This is a genomic window from Rhizobium sp. Leaf453, assembly GCF_001425605.1.
Taxonomy (GTDB): domain Bacteria; phylum Pseudomonadota; class Alphaproteobacteria; order Rhizobiales; family Rhizobiaceae; genus Pararhizobium.
In genome coordinates this window covers 189,842-208,873 of sequence record NZ_LMRG01000002.1, presented here as the reverse complement: position 1 = coordinate 208,873, position 19,032 = coordinate 189,842, and the positions used below count along the sequence as shown (strand labels likewise).

Annotated in this window: 15 protein-coding genes; 5 read left to right on the top strand and 10 right to left on the bottom strand. The window is 61.1% G+C overall.

The genetic code is table 11. The features are described from left to right. Window positions 1-11 precede the first annotated feature (11 nt). The 7 genes from ASG68_RS05620 to ASG68_RS05590 all read right to left on the bottom strand — a co-directional run bounded on the left by ASG68_RS05620 (window position 12) and on the right by ASG68_RS05590 (window position 7,479). Entirely contained in the window at window positions 12-614 is a 603-nt protein-coding gene (locus ASG68_RS05620; protein ID WP_062585328.1) for a 2-hydroxychromene-2-carboxylate isomerase, read from the bottom strand. Further along, the gene (locus ASG68_RS05615; RefSeq protein WP_062585326.1) at window positions 611-1,195 is read right to left on the bottom strand and encodes a TetR/AcrR family transcriptional regulator; all 585 of its coding nucleotides are present in this window, start codon (window positions 1,193-1,195) and stop codon (window positions 611-613) included. The genes ASG68_RS05620 and ASG68_RS05615 overlap by 4 nt, the downstream gene beginning before the upstream one ends. Before the next feature lie 184 nt (window positions 1,196-1,379). Then, entirely contained in the window at window positions 1,380-2,699 is a 1,320-nt protein-coding gene (locus tag ASG68_RS05610) for an NtaA/DmoA family FMN-dependent monooxygenase (protein ID WP_062585325.1), read from the bottom strand. 29 nt (window positions 2,700-2,728) lie between these two features. Continuing rightward, window positions 2,729-3,580 (bottom strand): ABC transporter ATP-binding protein, encoded by an 852-nt coding sequence (locus ASG68_RS05605; RefSeq protein WP_062585323.1) that lies wholly within the window; start codon window positions 3,578-3,580, stop codon window positions 2,729-2,731. After that, window positions 3,577-4,683: a FecCD family ABC transporter permease gene (locus ASG68_RS05600; protein ID WP_062585322.1), complete on the bottom strand. Its 1,107-nt coding sequence runs from the start codon at window positions 4,681-4,683 to the stop codon at window positions 3,577-3,579. Before ASG68_RS05600 ends, ASG68_RS05605 begins: the two co-directional genes overlap by 4 nt. A gap of 44 nt (window positions 4,684-4,727) precedes the next feature. Continuing rightward, window positions 4,728-5,849, bottom strand: coding sequence for an ABC transporter substrate-binding protein (locus ASG68_RS05595; RefSeq protein WP_062585320.1), 1,122 nt, complete (start codon window positions 5,847-5,849; stop codon window positions 4,728-4,730). Between the two features lie 304 nt (window positions 5,850-6,153). Next, on the bottom strand, window positions 6,154-7,479 hold the full coding sequence (locus ASG68_RS05590) for an MFS transporter (RefSeq protein WP_062585318.1): 1,326 nt from the start codon (window positions 7,477-7,479) through the stop codon (window positions 6,154-6,156). A 295-nt stretch (window positions 7,480-7,774) separates the two neighbouring features. On the opposite strand from ASG68_RS05590, the gene cyoA reads away from it, so the two are divergent. From cyoA to ASG68_RS05565, 5 genes are all read left to right on the top strand, one after another. After that, window positions 7,775-8,893, top strand: coding sequence for a ubiquinol oxidase subunit II (gene cyoA / locus ASG68_RS05585; protein ID WP_062585313.1), 1,119 nt, complete (start codon window positions 7,775-7,777; stop codon window positions 8,891-8,893). Between the two features lie 88 nt (window positions 8,894-8,981). Beyond that, entirely contained in the window at window positions 8,982-10,985 is a 2,004-nt protein-coding gene (gene cyoB / locus ASG68_RS05580) for a cytochrome o ubiquinol oxidase subunit I (RefSeq protein WP_062602479.1), read from the top strand. Between the two features lie 4 nt (window positions 10,986-10,989). Then, on the top strand, window positions 10,990-11,610 hold the full coding sequence (cyoC, locus tag ASG68_RS05575; protein WP_062585306.1) for a cytochrome o ubiquinol oxidase subunit III: 621 nt from the start codon (window positions 10,990-10,992) through the stop codon (window positions 11,608-11,610). After that, window positions 11,607-12,008 carry a cytochrome o ubiquinol oxidase subunit IV gene (cyoD, locus tag ASG68_RS05570; RefSeq protein WP_062585304.1) on the top strand — a complete coding sequence of 134 codons (402 nt, stop codon included), beginning with the start codon at window positions 11,607-11,609 and terminating at the stop codon, window positions 12,006-12,008. The genes cyoC and cyoD overlap by 4 nt, the downstream gene beginning before the upstream one ends. A 27-nt stretch (window positions 12,009-12,035) precedes the next feature. After that, window positions 12,036-12,788 (top strand): SURF1 family protein, encoded by a 753-nt coding sequence (locus ASG68_RS05565; protein WP_062585302.1) that lies wholly within the window; start codon window positions 12,036-12,038, stop codon window positions 12,786-12,788. Between the two features lie 80 nt (window positions 12,789-12,868). On the opposite strand, the gene ASG68_RS05560 is transcribed toward ASG68_RS05565, so the two are convergent. From ASG68_RS05560 to rpsU, 3 genes are all read right to left on the bottom strand, one after another. After that, the gene (locus ASG68_RS05560; protein WP_062585300.1) at window positions 12,869-17,122 is read right to left on the bottom strand and encodes a beta strand repeat-containing protein; all 4,254 of its coding nucleotides are present in this window, start codon (window positions 17,120-17,122) and stop codon (window positions 12,869-12,871) included. A gap of 316 nt (window positions 17,123-17,438) precedes the next feature. Then, window positions 17,439-18,650 carry an MFS transporter gene (locus tag ASG68_RS05555; protein WP_062585298.1) on the bottom strand — a complete coding sequence of 404 codons (1,212 nt, stop codon included), beginning with the start codon at window positions 18,648-18,650 and terminating at the stop codon, window positions 17,439-17,441. A gap of 94 nt (window positions 18,651-18,744) precedes the next feature. Continuing rightward, on the bottom strand, window positions 18,745-18,978 hold the full coding sequence (rpsU, locus tag ASG68_RS05550; protein ID WP_062585296.1) for a 30S ribosomal protein S21: 234 nt from the start codon (window positions 18,976-18,978) through the stop codon (window positions 18,745-18,747). Window positions 18,979-19,032 lie beyond the last annotated feature (54 nt).

Here is a 19,032-nt window from a genome sequence, read left to right as displayed (position 1 = left end):
ACGACATATGGTCAGGCGACGAGCTTTTCGCCCTTCAGGTGACGCTCGAGGAACGGCAGGCTGTCCTGACCCCAATAGAGTTCGCCATCGAAGCGGAAGGTCGGCAGACCGAAGACGCCGGCAGCCTTGGCGGTCTCGACGTTCGACTTCCACACTGCCTGCACCGCATCGCTCTGGGCAAGCGCGTCGAGTTTCGCACCATCCAAGCCTGCCGCATTTGCAATCGCCTGACGGACCTCGGCCTTGCCGATGTCTTCACCACGCGACCAGAAGGCTTCCTGAAGTGCCGCCGTTAGCGTCAGCCAGTCGGCGCCGCTTTCAATCGCGGCGATGACCAGATGACCGGCGGGCGTAGGATCCGAAAGGGCCGCGCGGTTTTCGAAGTTCAGCACCTTGCCGCGCAAAGCAGCCCAGCGCTTCAGGTCCTTGGTCCAATAGGCCCGGCGCGCTTCCGGACGATTGCGGGAATAGACCGCGCCATTGTCTTCGATCAGCGGGATGACATAGGGCCGGATCGTGGCGCCATACTCGCTTGCGAGCGCCTTGAACGGCGCAAACCCGATGAAGGCCCAGGGAGAGCCGATGCCGAAGAAATAGTCGATGGTCTTGGTCATGCCGGGGCCTTTTCGGAATGTCTATGGGAATGAATTTGGGCGTCGAAGACGGACAGGGCACAGGCACGCGCGACGAGGACTGCCTGCGGATCGCGGCCGACGGCAACTGTCGAAAGCGCGCCTTCATAGAGAAGCGAAAGGTGCGCAGCGATGTGATCTGACTGTGCGCCGGCTTTCGCCATGATCGAGCGGAAGATGTCGCGCACCGCTTCCTTGTGCGTGCGGGCGACGGATATGACGCGTTCGGAATCGCCGTGTTCGGCGACCGCAAGCGCGAAGGCGCAACCCCGAAATTCCGGGCTATCCGCCTTTTCATGCAGGCGTTCAAAAATCAGCTTGATCTGGTCCCGCGGCGCTTTCACCTGCTCCAAAACAGCATGCAGAGAGCTGACAACGCGCTCGTGCCGATCCTGGAGATAGGCGGCGACCAAGTGGTCCTTTGAAGGATAATGACGATAGAGCGTTGCCTTGGCGACATTCGCCTCTTCAATAATGCGGTCGATGCCCACGGCGCGGATACCTTCACGGTAAAACAGCGCGCCAGCGGCAGTCAGGATTTGGTGGGAGATGGGCTCTTTCATGGAACTGCTTCAAGTTTGAAAATGGATGGATGGTTACGCTCCAGCGGTAATGCGCAAAGGTTACGGCGCGCAATAGAAAAGAGACAGACAGATCATTCTTTTTCTTCTCGGTTTGAAGAAACGGTTTCGCGCTCGCGGTCTTGTCGCGATCGCCACACCGATGATCTGACTTGCCTTTGCAAACTCAGACCCCCAGGTTTTGCCTCAGTGTTTCGTGCTGATAGTCATGATGGAAGATGCCGCGCCGCTGGAGTTCGGGAATCAGGTGATCCGTCACCGCCGTCAGGCCGAGTTCGTATTTCAGGGTGAAGGCGAGGAAGTTGAAGCCGTCGGTGGCGCCGCGTTCGTAACGGTCCTGAAGCTGGTCGGCGATGTTCTCGACGGAGCCGATCGGGAACCAGTGGCCGGCACCGCTGGAATGATAAATGATCAGGTCGCGGACGGTGCGCACCTTGCCGGTTTCGACGAGATTGCGGAACACGCCGAAACGCGACCGGCGTCCCTGAACATCGGCGGTCTGCGGCAAGTCCTGGAGCGGAATTTCGTCATCGAGGTCGATGCCCTCGAAATCCACGCCGCCGAACTGGCTGGCCAGTGACTTGCGGCCTTCTTCGAAATCGATGTCGTCGATGACATCGCGCCAGAAACGGTGGGCTTCTTCGTCGGTGGAGCCGATGACGGGAGCAACGCCGGGGAGGATCTTGATGGAATCCGGCGAGCGGCCGAAGGCGGACGCCCTTTGCTTGAAATCCTTGTAGAGTTCGATCGACGGTTCAGTCTCCGTCAGGCCGGTCGTGAAGATCACATCGGCGATACGCGCGCCGAGTTGACGCCCCTCGTTGGAGGAGCCTGCCTGCGCAAGGATCGGTTTGTCCTGCGGACTGCGAGAGACATTCAGAGGCCCCCGAACGGAGAAGTGCTGGCTGCTCCAGTCGATCCGGTGAACCTTTTTCGCATCGACGCGCTGGCGACCACTGTCGTCATAGGTGACGGCGTCGCGCTCCCAGCTTTCCCAAAGCGCCTGGACCACCCCGGCAAACTCTTCCGCGACGGCATAACGGTCGTCATGGGCAGGCAGCGGCTTGCCGAAGTTCTTCTCGCCGGCAGATGATGTGACGAGGTTCCAGCCGGCACGCCCGCCCGAAATGTGGTCGAGGGACAGGACCTGACGGGCGAGGTTGTAGGGCTCGGTGAACGAGGTCGAGATCGAGCCGATCAGACCGATCCGGGATGTCAGGGCGGCCAGTGCGCTGAGCAGCGTCACCGGCTCCAGTCCCGGCTTCGGTGCCGTCTCGCTGGTGACGAGGGCATCGGCGAGGAAGATCGTGTGGATCTTGCCGCGCTCGGCCTGCTGCGCCTGTTCGATATAGGCTGTGATGTCGAGAAGATTATCGGTCGGCCCGTCCCGCCCGGGCTTTTTCGTCTGGCCGGTGCCGCCGAGAAGCAGGCCCAGCACCAGTCCCTGGCCGCGCTCGCTTGTGCGGCCTCCCCATTTGTTCGTCATGGTGGTCGTCCTTCAAAAAATGGTGCGGCTCAGGCGTGCAGTTCCAGACGCGCTTCGGCGAAGACTGGCGTGTAGGCCGGGGCAACCGGCGGCGTCCGCAGCAGGTGTTCGGCGCGCTCCGACAAGGGATGCACCTGTGCGAAGCCCTTGTAGGTGGAGATTTCGACGTCGACGCCGTAGACCCGCTTGATCAGCTCAGGTGAATAGACATCAGCCGGTCGGCCATCGCCGATCACCTCGCCATCGTGCAGGAAGACGACGCGATCGGTGAAACGGGCGGCCTGGTTGAGGTCATGGATCGCGATAACGCCGGCTACATTGTTCTTCCGCGTGACTTCGCGTGCAACGCTGAGTGTCTGCCACTGATAGCGGATATCGAGCGCACTGGTAGGCTCGTCCAGAAGCAGGATTTCCGGGTCTTGCGCCAGCGCTCGGGCGATCAATACACGCTGACCCTGTCCACCGGACAGTTCGGTGACGTTGCGGTCGCCGAGTTCGTCGAGCCCGAGCAGCCGCATAGCGGCTTCGACATGTTGCCAGTCCTCGTCGCGTGGCTTCGTTCCGAAATAAGGCGTGCGACCCAGAAGAACGGCTTCCTTGATATCGAGGGCGAAGGAGAGCCCGATGGACTGGGGCACATAGGCGACGATCTTGGCCAACTCCCGCCGTGGCAGGTTGGCGAGGTCGGTGCCGCCGTTCCAGGTGATGGTGCCCCTGGTGTGGCGGTTGATGCCGGCGATGGTCTTGATCAGGGTGGATTTTCCGGAGCCGTTCGAGCCGAGCAGGCCGACCAGTTCGCCTTTGCTGACGTCGAGAGTCGCGCCCTTGACGACCTCTCTCTTTCCGTAGCCAACAACGAGGGAGTCAATGGTGAGGGTCATTCGATCGCCTTTTGCCGAGTGAGGATGAGGTAGAGGAAGATGGGCGCGCCGACCAAGGCATCGATGATGCCGACCGGAATGACGCCCGGCGAGATGACGAGCCGGCCGACTGCGTCGGAGACGACAAGCAGCAGGGCGCCGATAATGGCCGAGAATGTGGTCAGGAACCGGTGGTTGGAGCCGACCACAAGCCGCGCGATATGGGGCGCGACGAGGCCGACGAAACCGATGATGCCGGTAAACGCGATCGTGACGGCCGTCAGCGTGGCGGCGATCGCGATCGATTCCAGCCGGACGCGGGAGACGGCGACGCCGAGCGTCTTGGCGGAATCGTCACCGGCAAAGGCGATGGCGTTCAGCGCGCCGCTGCGGAAACGGATGTAAGGAAAGGTGATCCCCAGCAGCACCAGCAGTACCAGTACCTGATACCAGGCGGAATTGTTGACCGAACCCCAGGTCCAGCGAACGATCGCGGCGAGGATTTCGTCTTCCGCGAAATACTGGATGCAGGCGGTGAGCGCGCCGAACAGTTGCGACAGTGCGATCCCGACGAGGATCAGCGAGGTCGGATTGAGGTTTCGTGTCGAGGCCAGCGAAAGAACCAGCGCCGTGTTCAGAAAGGAAAACAGCAGCGCGCCGATAACCAGCGAAATGGTGGCGCTGCCCGCCGTCGCCCCGAAGATCACGATAGCGAGTGACGCGCCGAAGGCAGCGGCCGGTGCGATCCCGAGCGTGTAGGGGCTGACGAGCGGATTGCGCAGCAAGCCCTGAAACAACGTCCCTGCGACGGCGAGCGCGGCGCCACCGAAAATGGCGAGCAGCACGCGCGGCACCCGCAATTCCCAGATGACGGTCTGGACCTGAAGCACGGCGCGATCGGTCGGGACGACGCCGGTGATCTTTCCCCAGAATGTCTCCAGGACATTGACGAAGGTCGCCCCGGATGTTCCGATCTGCACCCCGATGATCGCGGTGACAAGCACCGCAACGAGACCGAGCGCGATCGCTGTGTTCTGATAAGCGTACCGGTCGCGCTGGCGCCGGGGCCGTCCCCCACCAGCCGGCGTGCCGACCAGAGTAGGATCTGTCTGAATTGAACTCATTGCGGTCCTCGCTGATCGATTGTTCGCTGCGGTGCCGACAGCGCTTAGCTGCCTAGCTTGTAGACGTAGTCGGCGATCGGGCGAGGTTTCACGCCCTGCGCCTGCAGCCAGCGTGCAAAATATGCGTCGACATCGACATCGGCGAGGCGGTCCGGATAGAGCCATTTGGCGACGGCGAGAGCGCCGACCTGCTTGCCGAGCGACGAAAAGAAAAAGTTGCTGAAGACGAAGACATTCTTGTCCTGCACGGCCTTGATCGCATCCCATCCGGCACGTCCGGCAATGCGTTCGGACTGATCAGACAAGAGCTTCTTGTCCCAGGGCTCGTAACCGGATGCCTGGCCGTCGACGCCGTTGTGAATGATCACATCGGGATTGCGGCCGATGATCTCGACGGGGTCGACCGTGTAGGTGTGAACCGAGGCACTGCCGGTATTGGCGATCTTGATATCGCCGAAAATGTTCTTGCCGCCACCGAGAACGATCGTGTCATTCCAGCCGGAACCGGGCAGGGAGGTCACGAAGTCGGCGTTGTTCTCGAAGTAGACCGTCTTTGGTTTGACACCCTGCAGTTTGTCTTTCAAAACCTTGTCGATATCGTCATAGAGTTCGGCGAGGTCGGCGGCGCCCTTTTCCTTGCCGAAGATCGTGCCGATATTGGGCAGCTGCGCCCGCAGCACCTTCGGGTCCCAGGTGCTGACAACGACGACCTGAATGCCGAAGGGCTTCAGCTTCTGTTCGGCATCCTGCCAGGGCGAGTTGCGGCGGGCAAAAAACACTTCGGCGCCGGATGTTGCGATCGTTTCCCAGTTCGGGCCATCGAACTTGCCGGCATCCGGCACATCCGCGAACTCGGCGAAATAGTCCTTGTTGGCGGCGTTCTTGCGCGGATCGGCGGTCTGGTCGACAGCGACGATCGTGTCGCCGGCGCCAATCGCCCGGACGATTTCCGTCTGGTACCAGAGATCTGGATAAACGGCCTTGATCGGAACCGGAAGCGTGACTTCACGACCGAGTTCGTCGGTGATCGTTACCGTCTTGCGGTCATCGGCCTGGGCGGTGGTTACGCCGAAAAGTCCGGTCGCACCAAACGAAAGGGCGGCCGACAGCAGAAGGGCCGTGCCCCAGCGCTTGCCAGGCCGGGATTTCGATAATTCAATGGACATGGTCGCTTCCTCTCGCTCGAGTCCCCCGAAACAGGCTCGACGATGGAAAGCGTTTCGCCATCTCGTTGAGCCTGCTTCGACAATAGGGGAGCGAATGAAGGCTGAGAAAGACTGGTCTTTCTTTTTCTATAGATTTAGTAGAATATTATCCCATGGTGCGGCGAAGGCAAGAGATTGTGGTCTTCAAGCAGATTAGAGAGGGGAGGTTTATCGGGCTGCAGTGAATGATGATCTGCCACAAACAAAAACGCCATCCGCGGAGGCGGACGGCGTTTGTTGTGTTGAATAAGCCGACACCTGTTTTCTATTGAACGTCGAGCGTCCGTGTCAGGGTCAGTGCCGCAATGGTGCAGATGGCGCCCGAGATCAGGTAGCCGCCGATGAAGATGATGCCGAAGCTGCTGGCAAGACCGAGCGCGACCAGCGGCGCGAAGCCCGCGCCGAGCAGCCAGGCGAGGTCCGACGTCAAGGCTGCGCCGGTATAACGGTAATATTGCGTGAAGCGCGAGGAAACCGCACCGGATGACTGGCCGAAGGTGAGGCCGAGAATGAAGAAGCCGATCAGGATATAGGCATCCTGGCCCTTGCCGCCGGCATCGAGCAGGAACGGCGCCGAGAAGCTGAAGATGGCGATGAGGATCGCGCCGACCATCAGCTGGTTGCGGCGGCCGATCCTGTCGGCGATAACGCCGGACAGGATGATGCCAACAGCGCCGAGCGCCGCACCGGCCACCTGGACCCAGAGGAACTGCGCCGCCGACTGACCGCCATAAAGGGTGATCCAACTCAGCGGGAAGATGGTGACGAGGTGGAACATCGCGAAGCTCGCGAGCGGCACGAAAGCGCCGAGAATGACGTCGATGGCGTGTTTGCTCAGCATTTCGAAGATCGGCCGCGCCTGCAGTTCCTGGGCTTCCATCGCGGCACCGAATTCCTTGCTGGCGACGATGCGCAGGCGGGCAAACAAGGCCACGACGTTGATCGCGAAGGCGACGAAGAACGGATAGCGCCAGCCCCAGGCGAGGAAGTCGGCCTCGGACAGGCTAGTGACCATGTAGCCGAAGAGGATGCTGGCCAGCGCAAAGCCGATCGGTGCACCAAGCTGAGGAATCATCGCGTACCAGCCACGGCGATTTTCAGGGGCGCTAAGGTTCAGAAGCGAGGCCAGGCCATCCCAGGCGCCGCCGAGCGCGAAACCCTGTCCGAGCCGGAATAGCGCCAGAAGCGCCACGGCCCAATAACCGATGGTCTCATAGCCGGGCAGGAAGGCGATGGACGCCGTCGAACCTCCGAGAATGAACAGGGCGATCGTCAGTTTCGTGCCGCGTCCATAGTTGCGGTCGATCCACATGAAGACGAAGGAGCCGATCGGACGGGCGATGAAGGCCAGCGGAAACAGGGCAAAGGCCATCAGCGTCGCCGCAACCGCGCTCGGCGCGAATGGGAAGATCAGCTTCGGAAAAACGAGGATCGAGCCGAGACCGTAGACGAAGAAGTCGAAGAATTCCGATGTTCGGCCGATCACCACGCCGATGGCGATATTGCCCGGCGACAGCGGCTTGCCGTCGGCATGCATCTGCCGGGCGTCCTGTTCGAGACCAGTGGATGTTGGGTTGACGGCCGAACTCATGAATTTCTCCGAGCGATGTGCGCCATGTCCTTCGAGTGTTGACTAATTGACTTCCAATATCAAGAATTAGCTCAGCATTCGAATTTCGGGGCAGATGTCGATAACCAGTCGGCCTGCTTCCACGGCAGTGCAGCAAAACCGACACGTCTATTGCGCTATTATAAAACTGCGGCAACGCGAAATGAAAAGCAGCTCTTGCACTGCGACAGAATGCTGCGGTGCGACGAACCACCTCATTCCCATGTGCGACCGTGCCTGATTATTGGCAAGAAACATAACGCAAGTTGAGCCGGAAATGCCGATGAAAATCGCCCAACGATCGATCATCCTGACGCTCATGCTGCTGGCCCTGACAGGGTGCAACATGGTCGTCATGTCGCCATCCGGCGACATCGCCGCGCAGCAGCGGGACCTGATCGTCATCTCGACGATCCTGATGCTGATCATCATCATACCCGTCATCTGCCTGACGATATGGTTCGCCTGGCATTACCGCCAGTCGAACACCTCGGCGAAATATGATCCGGAGTGGCATCACTCCACCGGCCTTGAAGTCGTGATCTGGTCAGCGCCGCTGGCCATCATCATCGCGCTGGGCGCCATTACCTGGGTCAGCACCCACAAGCTCGATCCTTACCGGCCGCTCGACCGCATCGATGCGTCACGCCCGGTGACGTCGGAAGTCAAGCCGATCACGGTCGAAGTGGTGGCGCTCGACTGGAAATGGCTGTTCTTCTATCCGGACTACGGGATTGCAACAGTCAATGAAATGGCAGCACCTGTCGATGTGCCGATCAATTTCAAGCTGACGGCATCCTCGGTGATGAACTCCTTCTACGTTCCCGCATTGGCCGGCATGATCTACACCATGCCGGGAATGCAAACCAAGCTGCACGCCGTGATCAACAAAGCTGGCGAATACGAAGGCCTGTCCTCGAACTATAGCGGCGATGGCTTCTCCCACATGCGCTTCAAGTTCCACGGTCTTGACCAGGTGGGCTTCGACAGCTGGGTCGCACAGGTCAAGCAGAACGGCACGGCGCTCAATCGCGACGCCTACCTGAAGCTCGAAAAGCCAAGCATCAAGGAACCTGTTCGCTACTATGCTACGGTTGAAAACGGGCTTTACGATGCCGTTCTCAACATGTGCGCGCGCCCCGGCCAGATGTGCATGAAGGACATGATGCATATCGACCTGATGGGCGGTGCGGGCCTCGAGAGCCATGAGAACAAGGCCAAGCTCGAGCACGACAACCGGCATGCGGACAGCGCCGGAGGCCATGGCGAAGAGGCCGCACCCGGCGCCACGTTCCCGGATACCGGCAATCCCGCGCGCAGCGAAGAGCCGGCCGAAGGCATCAAGGACGGGCAGGAAATGCCCGCCGAGATGAACCACGAGATGCACACGAAGTAATCGGGACGTTCGCGCCCGCCGGCTGCGGCGTGCTCGAAGCAACCTCACGAGGCCTTTGGCCTGCATTCGAAACGATATTGGATACCCCATGTTCGGCGATATCAGCCTCACGAAATTCCTCTTCGGTCGGCTTTCCCTGGAAGCGATCCCCTATCACGAGCCGATTCTCGTCGTGACCTTCGCGGTCGTCGCGCTCGGCGGCATCGCCGTCCTTGGCCTGATCACCAAATTCAAGCTCTGGGGCTATCTCTGGAACGAGTGGTTCACATCCGTCGATCACAAGAAGATCGGCATCATGTACATCATTCTGGCGATCATCATGCTGCTGCGCGGCTTTGCCGACGCGATCATGATGCGTATCCAGCAGGCGATCGCCTTCAACGGCAACGAGGGTTACCTCAACCCGCATCACTATGATCAAATCTTCACGGCGCACGGCGTGATCATGATCTTTTTCGTCGCCATGCCCTTCGTCACCGGCTTCATGAACTATGTCGTTCCGTTGCAGATCGGCGCGCGCGACGTTTCCTTCCCGTTCCTCAACAACTTCTCGTTCTGGATGACGACGGCAGGCGCCATAATCATCATGATGTCGCTCTTTGTCGGCGAGTTTGCGCGCACCGGCTGGCTGGCCTATCCGCCGCTTTCGGGATCGGACTACAGTCCCGGCGTCGGGGTCGATTATTATATCTGGGGCCTGCAGGTGGCAGGTGTCGGGACCACGCTTTCAGGCATCAATCTGATCGCGACCATCGTCAAGATGCGCGCGCCGGGCATGACCTTCATGAAGATGCCGGTCTTCACCTGGACCTCACTCTGCACCAACATCCTGATCGTCGCCACCTTCCCGATCCTGACGGCGACGCTCGCGCTGCTGTCGCTCGACCGCTATGTCGATACGAACTTCTTCACCAATGACCTTGGCGGCAACCCGATGATGTACATCAACCTCATCTGGATCTGGGGTCATCCGGAAGTCTATATCCTCGTGCTGCCGGCCTTCGGCATCTTCTCCGAGGTCGTCGCGACCTTCTCCGGCAAGCGTCTGTTCGGTTATGCTTCGATGGTCTACGCCACCTGCGTGATCATGATCCTGTCCTATCTCGTGTGGTTGCATCACTTCTTCACGATGGGTTCCGGCGCCTCGGTCAATGCCTTCTTCGGCATCACCACGATGATCATCTCGATCCCGACCGGGGCGAAGATGTTCAACTGGCTCTTCACCATGTATCGCGGCCGTATTCGCTACGAACTGCCTATGCTGTGGACCATCGGCTTCATGATCACCTTCGTCATCGGTGGCATGACCGGCGTCATGCTCGCCATCCCGCCCGCCGACTTCGTGTTGCACAATTCGCTGTTCCTCATCGCGCATTTCCACAATGTCATCATCGGCGGCGTGCTGTTCGGGCTGATGGCAGGTCTCGTCTACTGGTGGCCGAAGGCTTTCGGTTACAAGCTCGATGTCTTCTGGGGCAAGATGAGCTTCTGGTTCTGGCAGATCGGCTTCTTCTTCGCCTTCATGCCGCTCTATGTGCTGGGCCTTATGGGCGTCACACGCCGCGTCTCGCAGTTCGAGGACCCGTCGCTGCAAATCTGGTTCATCATCGCCGCCTTTGGCGCCGCCCTGATTGCCTGCGGTATCGGCTCCTTCATCATCCAGCTCGTCGTCAGCTTCCTGAAGCGCGACCAGTTGCGTTGCGACAGCGGCGATCCGTGGGATGGCCGTACGCTGGAATGGTCGACTTCGTCGCCGCCGCCGGACTACAACTTCGCCTTCACGCCGGTCGTGCACGATCATGACAGCTGGTACGACATGAAGAACCGTGGCTATGAGCGTCCGCTCACCGGCTTCCGCTCGATCCATATGCCGAAGAGCACCGGCACCGGTGTCATCCTCGCAGGCATCAGCGTTGTATTTGCCTTCGCGATGATCTGGTACATCTGGTGGCTGGCGGCCCTGTCTTTCGTCGCCATCATCGCGGTTTCGATCGCCCATACCTTCAACTACGATCGTGACTTCTTCATCCCCGCCGAGACGGTGACGGCGACGGAAGATATGCGCACGAAACTGCTTGCAGAACGGACCTGAGCCCATGAGCGCGACCCACGTCCAGGAAACCGAAAAGCCGCAGTTCTATCTGACGGAAGATCATCATCCGGAAAACAGCACCATGCTGGGTTTCTGGCTCTACCTGATGAGCGACTGCCTGATCTTCGCCGTGCTGTTTGCAACGCACGGCGTGCTCGGGCGCAACTATGCGGCAGGCCCGTCGCCGGCGGATCTGTTCGATCTGAACATCGTCGCCGTCAACACCGCCATGCTGTTGTTCTCGTCCATCACCTATGGCTTCGCCATGCTCCAGATGGAGCGCAACGCCAAGATGGAAACGTTGTTCTGGCTGGGCGTCACCGGCGTGTTCGGCGCGATCTTCCTGGCGCTGGAGATCTATGAGTTCCATCACCTGATCCAGGAAGGCGCCGGCCCGACGCGCTCCGCCTTCCTGTCATCCTTCTTCACGCTGGTCGGCACCCACGGCCTGCACGTGACTTTCGGCATGATCTGGCTGATCACGCTGATGGTGCAGGTCAGCCGGCGCGGCCTCGTTCCTGAAAACCGCCGTCGGCTGATGTGCCTGTCGATGTTCTGGCACTTCCTCGACGTCATCTGGATCGGTGTGTTTTCCTTCGTCTATCTGCTGGGAGTTCTCGCATGAGTGCACCATCGCATCAGTCATCCCACGGACACGGCGCGGATGCGCATCATGGCCATGGTCACGAGGCCAGCCATGGATCCCTGAAGAGCTACATGATCGGCTTCGTTCTGTCGGTAATCCTGACGGCCATCCCCTTCGCGCTGGTCATGGGCGGCGTCCTGGACAGCAAGCTGCTGACAGCTGTGATCGTCATGGGCATCGGCGCCGTGCAGATCGTCGTGCATATGGTCTGCTTCCTGCACATGAACCCGCGCTCGGAAGGCGGCTGGACGATGATGGCGCTGATCTTCACGCTGGTGATCGTCGGCATTGCGCTCGCCGGATCGCTGTGGGTCATGCATCACCTGAACGCCAACATGATGCCGATGACCCACGACATGATGAAGAACATGCCGTGACGGCGTGAGGATGGATCCGGTGCTGTCATGAACAGGGATCGGCCTGCGGGAGAGGCGGAGGCGCGTGCTTCGTCGTTCCGTTCCCGTCTGGGGTTTGCCGGTCTCATGCTTCTGCTTACCTTCGTGTTCGTTGGTCTCGGCACCTGGCAGGTCCAGCGCTTGTTCTGGAAGCTCGATCTCATCGAGCGTGTAGAGACGCGTGTCCATGCCCCGGCTGTGCCCGCACCATCCCTTTCCGAATGGGCAGAAGTCGCAGCCGCCACGGACGAATACCGGCACGTCACCGCCAAAGGGTTCTTCGATCACGATAAATCGGCCCTGGTGCAAGCCGTTACGGAGCGCGGCGCGGGCTTCTGGGTATTAACGCCGCTAAGAGTGAATGACGGGTCGACGTTCCTGGTGAATCGTGGCTTCGTGCCGGCCGACCGGAGCGCCCGGGATGCACGTCTCGGCAGCGAACTGGCGGCTGGGCCTGTATCCGTCACGGGCCTTTTGAGGATCAGCGAACCGGGCGGTGGCTTTCTGCGCTCCAACGATCCAGCCAATGACCGCTGGTTTTCCCGCGACGTGGCTGCGATAGCCGAGGCAAAGGCGCTGAAGGATGTCGCCCCCTATTTCATCGATGCGGATGGGACACCCAATGCTGGTGGTCTGCCGATCGGCGGTCTCACAGTCGTCGCTTTCCGAAACAGCCATCTCGTCTATGCTCTGACCTGGTACTCCCTCGCGATCATGAGCGCAGTTGCGGCCTGGTTCATCCTTCGCCGACGGGTTGCCTGACGCCAATGGCAAGAAGAACGGGGCGTTCTTGCAAACGCCCCGGTCCAATCATCTCGATTCGTCGTTGCGTTTGTTCAGGCCTATGAGCCCTTGTGGTCATCATAGGCTGCGACGATGGCCGCCATCTGTTCGGGAGACAGGGCCTGCATCTGCGAGGACGTCAATCCCTGCAACTGGGCGAGGCTGAAGTTGCGCGCCTGCGCCAGCGTCAGGCCCGGCAGTGCGGACAGGCTGATCGCGCCGATATCGGCACCGGAGAATGTGGCAAGCGCCGCCGGGCTGATGGCCGTGATCTGCGATGCGCTGAACTTGGCGATCTGTGCTGGCGTGAGCGCCTCTGCCTGCGCCGCTGTCAGGCCGGAAACGGTTGTTGCCGCCAGTCCGCCGATGGAGCCGGGTGCGATTCCGGCGATCTGGGCCGGAGTAAGACCGGCGATCTTTTCCGGGCTGAAGGCAGCGATCTGCAAGGCAGTGAAATTGCCCATCTGCGCCGGTGTCACGGCAGCGAGCTGTGCCGATGTCAGGCCATTGACCTGGTAATAGGTCAAGTTGGCCATCTGTGCACCGGTCAGGCCCGCGATCTGATCGGGATGAAGCGCTGAAACAAAGGATTCCGGCAGGCCGGCGATGGCCGAGGCGCTGATCGCCGCGATATCCGTTGCGGAGAAAGTGGAGACGATCGTGCTGCCCAATGCGCCGATCTGGGTCGCAGTCAGCGCGCCGATCTGCGCGGTGGTCAAGCTGTCGACCTGTCCGGCGGTAAAGCCTGCAAGTTGCGCCGCCGTCAGGCCGGGAATGGCCGCGACGGTGATGGCTTCGATCTGTGTCGAGGACAGCACCGCGACGCTTGTGGGGGGCAGTGCCGCGATCTGGGTGGCGCTGAGCGCCTTGATCTGTGTCGCCGTCAGCCCGCTGACCTGGCTTGTGCCGAGATTCGAAATCTGGTCGGCTGTCAGCCCGGCCATCTGGGCGGCCGAAAGCGCGCCCAACTGATCGGCGCTGAGATTGGCAATCTGCGGTGCGCTGAGACCCGCGAGAGCGCTAGCACTGATGGCGGCAATGTCGGCGGCCGAGAAGGTCGCCAGCGCCGCCGCCCCGAAATTGCCCATCTGCGTCGCTGTGAGCGCGGCGATCTGGGTCGTCGAGAGGCTATCGACCTGGGAAACCGAAAGTGCACTGATCTGGGCAGCTGTCAGTCCGCCAACGGCCTTTGCGCTCAGTGCGCCGATCTGTTCGGGCGTCAGTGCGGTGATCCGGTCCGTCGAGAGACCGGCGATCTGGGCGGCACCAAACGCTCCGAGTTGAGCATTGGTCAGGCCGTTCATTTGCGCGGCACTCAGGCTTCCTGCCTGACTGCCCGTCAGCGCGCCGATCTGGCCCGCCGTCAGCGCGCCGACCTGTTCAAGGCTGAGACCTGCAATGCCGTCCGCGGTGAGGCCGGGAATGGCGGATGCGCTGATCGCGGCAATCTGCGCGGTGGTAAAGCTGGAGAGTGTGCTGACCGGCAGCGCCGCAACCTGCGTCGAGGTCAGCGCGCCGACCTGCGCGGTTGACAGGCTGGCGACCTGGACGATGCTGAGGGCGGCGACCTGTGTGGGCGTCAACCCTGCGACGGCCTTTGCCGACAGCGCGGCGATCTGGTCGGTGGAAAAGGCGGCGAGACGATCGGTGGGCAGGGCAGCAACCTGCGTCGCGGTTAGCGCCGTAACCTGCGCATTGGTCAGTCCATCAACCTGCGAGGCGGTCAGTGCCGCGACCTGCTCCGGCTTCAGCGCCGCAATCTGGGCAGGCGTGAGGGCGCCCATCTGCTGCGGAGTGAGGGATGCCATTGCCGCGGCCGTCAGACCGGTGATTGCGGTGGTGCTGATCGCGGCGATTTCTTCCGGGCTGAAGGTGGCAAGCCCCTGCGGGGTGAGGGTGGCGAGTTGCGTCGCGGTCAGGCCGTTGATCTGGGTCGTCGTCAGTGCCTCGATCTGGGCATCCGTCAGACCACCGACCTGGACCGGGGTCAGTCCTCCGACGGTCTTTGTCGTGAGCGCTGCGATCTGGTCGGTCGACAAGGCGGCAACGCCTTCCGCCGTGATTGCCGCGGCTTGCGCCGGTGTCAGGGCACGGATCTGCGAGGTACTCAGCGCGGCGACCTGACCGGGTTGAAGGTCAGCGATCTGACTGGGCTTCAGGGCCGCGATCTGACTGGATGTCAGTGCGGCAATCTGCTCCGGTCCGAAGGCTGTCAACTGCGCTTTGGAAAGGCCGGGAATAGCCGCCGGCTTGATGGCGGCGATGTCGGCGGTGGAGAAGGTCGCCAGGTCATCCACGGTCAGTGCCGCGACCTGCGTCACGCTGAGGCCACCGACCTGCGAGGACGTTAGGGCTTCTGCCTGGGTTGTGGTGAGTGCCGCGATCTGTGCCGTGGTCAGGCCGCCGATGGCCGCCGTGCTGAGGGCCGCGATCTGGTCGGTGGAAAACGCCTTGATCGCATCGACGCTGAGCGCTGCGACATGGCTGGCGTTGAAACCCTTGATCTGGGTCGTCGACATCGCTTCGATCTGGGCCGGCGTGAGCGCGCCAACCTGCGTGTTCTTCATGGTGCCGATCTGGCCGGCCGTGAGTGCCGAAGCCTGCTCGAGCGTCAGACCATTCACGTTTTCCGGAGACAGCCCGGTGACGGCTCTTGTGCTGATCGCCTGGATTTTCGCAGGCGTGAACGTTTCCAGCGCGGAAGGCGTCAGGGCCGCGATCTGGGCGGTGCTGAGAGCGGCGACCTGTCCCGTCGTCAGCGCCTCGGCCTGGCCCGGCGTCAGCGCTGCGATCTGGGCTGGTGTCATCCCGGCGACGGACTTGGCATTGAGTGAGCCGATCTGCTCGGGGGAGAGGACGGCGATCTTGTCCGTGCCGAGTGCCGCCACCTGCGTGGCGCTGAGGGCGCGCAACTGCGTCGTCGACCAGACATCGACCTGCTGCGGCGTCATCGCCGTGATCTGGATCGCCTGGAAGGCGCTGATCTGCGTTGGCGTCAGGGCGGCGAACTGGTCAAGCTTCAACGCCGCGATCTGGGTTGCGGTAAAGCCCGGAATTGCCGCCGGCTTGAGGGCGGCGATATCCTCAGCCGAAAACGCGGCCAGCGCCTCCGGGCTGAGGGCGGCCACCTGCTTGGCGCTGAGGTTGCCGATCTGCGCTGACGTGAGTGCATCGATCTGTGCGGTTGTGAGAGCCGTGACCTGGGCCGATGTCAGGCCGGGAATAGCCTTGACGCCGAGAGCGGCGATCTGCGTGGTGGAAAGCGAAGCGATCTTGTCCGGGCTAAAGGCGGCGACCTGAATAGAGGTCAGCGCGCGCATCTGGTCTTCGGTCAATGCCCCGACTTGCGCCGTGGAAAGGGCTGCCACGTGAGTTGGCTTCAAGGCCGAGACCTGGGCCGGGGTGAGGGCAGCGATCTGGCTAGTAGAGAGTGCGCCAATCTGCTCGACCGACAGGCCCGACATCGCGGACGGCGTCATCGCCGCGATTTTAGCCGTGGTGAAGGCCGCCAACGCAGCAGGCGTCAACGCCGTGAATTGGCGGGCGCTCATCTGCCCGACCTGGCTTGACGTCAGGGCAGAAGTCTGTGTGGCGGAAAGCGCGGCCAGTTGATCGTAGCGTAAACCGGTTATGGCTCTGCCACTGAGCGCGCCGATCTGCGCTGCGGAGAAGGCGGCAACGCTTGCGACTGGCAGGCCGGAAATCTGTGTTGCGCTCAATGCGCCAACCTGCTGTGTGGTCAATGCACCGATCTGGGCGGCGGAAAAAGCACCGATCTGCGTATCCCGCATGGCGGCGACCTGCGCAGGCGTCAGGGCGGCAATCTGACTGGTGCTCAGCGCTCCGATCTGATCGGTGGTCAGCCCACGGATCGCCTTCGTGTTGATAGCTGCGATATCGTCCGTCGAGAAGGCTGCGAGATCTTCCGCGCTGAGGGCGGCGATCTGGGCTGAGCTCATGCTGGCGATCTGCGAAGGATTGAACGCTTCGGCCTGTGCGGTGCTCAAGCCAGTGATCTGAGTGGTCGTCAGAGCCGCGACCTGCGCTGCGCCAAGGCTGGAGATGGCATCCGTTGAAATCGCCGCAAGCTGGTCCAGCGTCAGGCCAACCATCGCCTTCGGCGCGATCGCGGCGATCTGGGAATTGTTGAGGCTGCGAACGCTGTTTTCCTGCAGGGCCGCGACCTGAATGGAGGACAGCGCGCCAAGCTGCGAACTCGACAGGGCGGCAATGTCATCGGAATTCCAGGACGCAATGACCGAAGGTGAAAGGGCCTTGATCTGAAGAGGCGTATAGGAAGAGATCGTTGTCATATCGCAGACTTTCAGCCGGTATCGAGAATTTTTCCTGGTGTCATCGACCGTCACATGGAAGCCATGGCCTTCGACACGCACAGTGACGCTATCCCCATGCTAGGGGCGAACGCTTGTGTCAGGCTGGTCTGCTCTCGTGTTCGTTGTGGCTACAGGCATGAAATGCAAGCGCTTTGGACGACACCCTCATGTCTGTTCGCGCACTCGTCCGAGCTGCGCGGCGACGGGCTTTGGCCGAACGGCGTCGTGTTCGAGCGTGGAGTGTGGAACCGCGCGGATTTGGCTCCCTTACGAAGCCAATCGCGTCATCGGCTAATCAGCCTCTGCCTTCGTCGATCCTTGGCAGGAACCAGGCGAAAAGGCCCGCAAGAGGCAGGAACGAGCAGAAATAATAGACTGTTTGCACACCGTAGCTGTCGGCGAGAAAACCGAGGAGTGCTGCGGCAATGCCACCCAGTCCGAAGTTCAGGCCGTAGAACAGGCCGCCGATCAATCCGATTCGATTGGGCAGCAGTTCGATCGCGTAGATCAGGATCGAGGCGAACGCGCTCGCCATGATCAGGTTGATCATCACGGTCAGCACTCCGGTCCAGAACAGGTCGACATGGGGCAGGATCAGCGTCAATGGGAGCGGCCCCAGCACGGAAATCCAGATAATCCGGTAACGCCCGATCCGGTCGCCGACGATACCGCCGATCAGCGCGCCTGCAGCAGAGGCCAGGAGGAAGATGAACAGCATCATCTGGGCCGAGGGAATCGAAAGGCCGAATTTTTCCATGAGATAGAAGGTGTAGAAAGACCGGAAGCTTTCGCCATAGGCATTCTTAACGAACATCAGGAAGGTCAGGACGACCAGGCCGACGCCGATCGTCACAGGCGCATGCCGCACCGTACCTCCTTTCGTCTTCCCTTTTGCCCGCATCGCCGCGAATTCGGCGCTGATCTCGCGCTGCTTGCTTCCGATCCAGGTGAGAAGCATCATGGCAAGAAGGGCTAGGGCCGCAAACCAGGCAAGGCTCGGCTGGCCCCAAGGAACGATGATGAACGCAGCGAAAACCGGACCGAGCGCGCCTCCAGCCTGCCCTCCGACCTGGAAAAGTCCCTGCGCCAGTCCTTGCCGGCCGCCGGCGGCGTATCGCGCCATGCGGGTCGCTTCCGGATGGAAGATCGACGATCCGATGCCGATCAGGGCAACCGACACAAGGATGATCGCATAGCTATGGGCGAAAGCGAGGCTGACGAGGCCGGAAAGGGTAAACATCATTCCCACGACCGGCGAATAGGGTGCGGGATGCTTGTCGGTGATTATGCCGATTGCCGGCTGCAGCAGCGAGCCGGCGATCTGGAATGTCATGGTGATCATGCCGATCTGCACGAAATCCAGCGCATAGGCATCCTTGAGGATCGGGTACGCAGCCGGAATCAGCGATTGCATCAGGTCGTTCAGCAGGTGGGTCAGGCCCAACACTGCCAGAACGGCGAGATACGTCTTCGAGGAAGTCCTGGTGGTCGCAGCGGCAACTGTCATCGGTGGTTTCACTATCGCAGAGGCGATGCGATTCCAGTGCGGGCGCTACGCCGTCTTTTCATTGCGGTGACCGCGCAGGGTCACGCGAACTGGATTACTTGCCGGGCTTCTTCTTCGGTGCCGGCAGCAGGCCATCACGCTGCATCTGCTTGCGGGCCAGCTTGCGCTGACGGCTGATGGCTTCGGCCTTTTCACGGGCTTTTTTTACGGACGGCTTTTCGAAAGCTTCACGCATGCGCATCTCGCGAAAGATGCCTTCGCGCTGAAGCTTCTTCTTCAAGACGCGGAGCGCCTGATCGACATTGTTGTCGCGAACCAGTACCTGCATTGGATTCCCTTTGAATCGTCAAAAAATGGTCGGACGCAAATTACAAATTTTGGC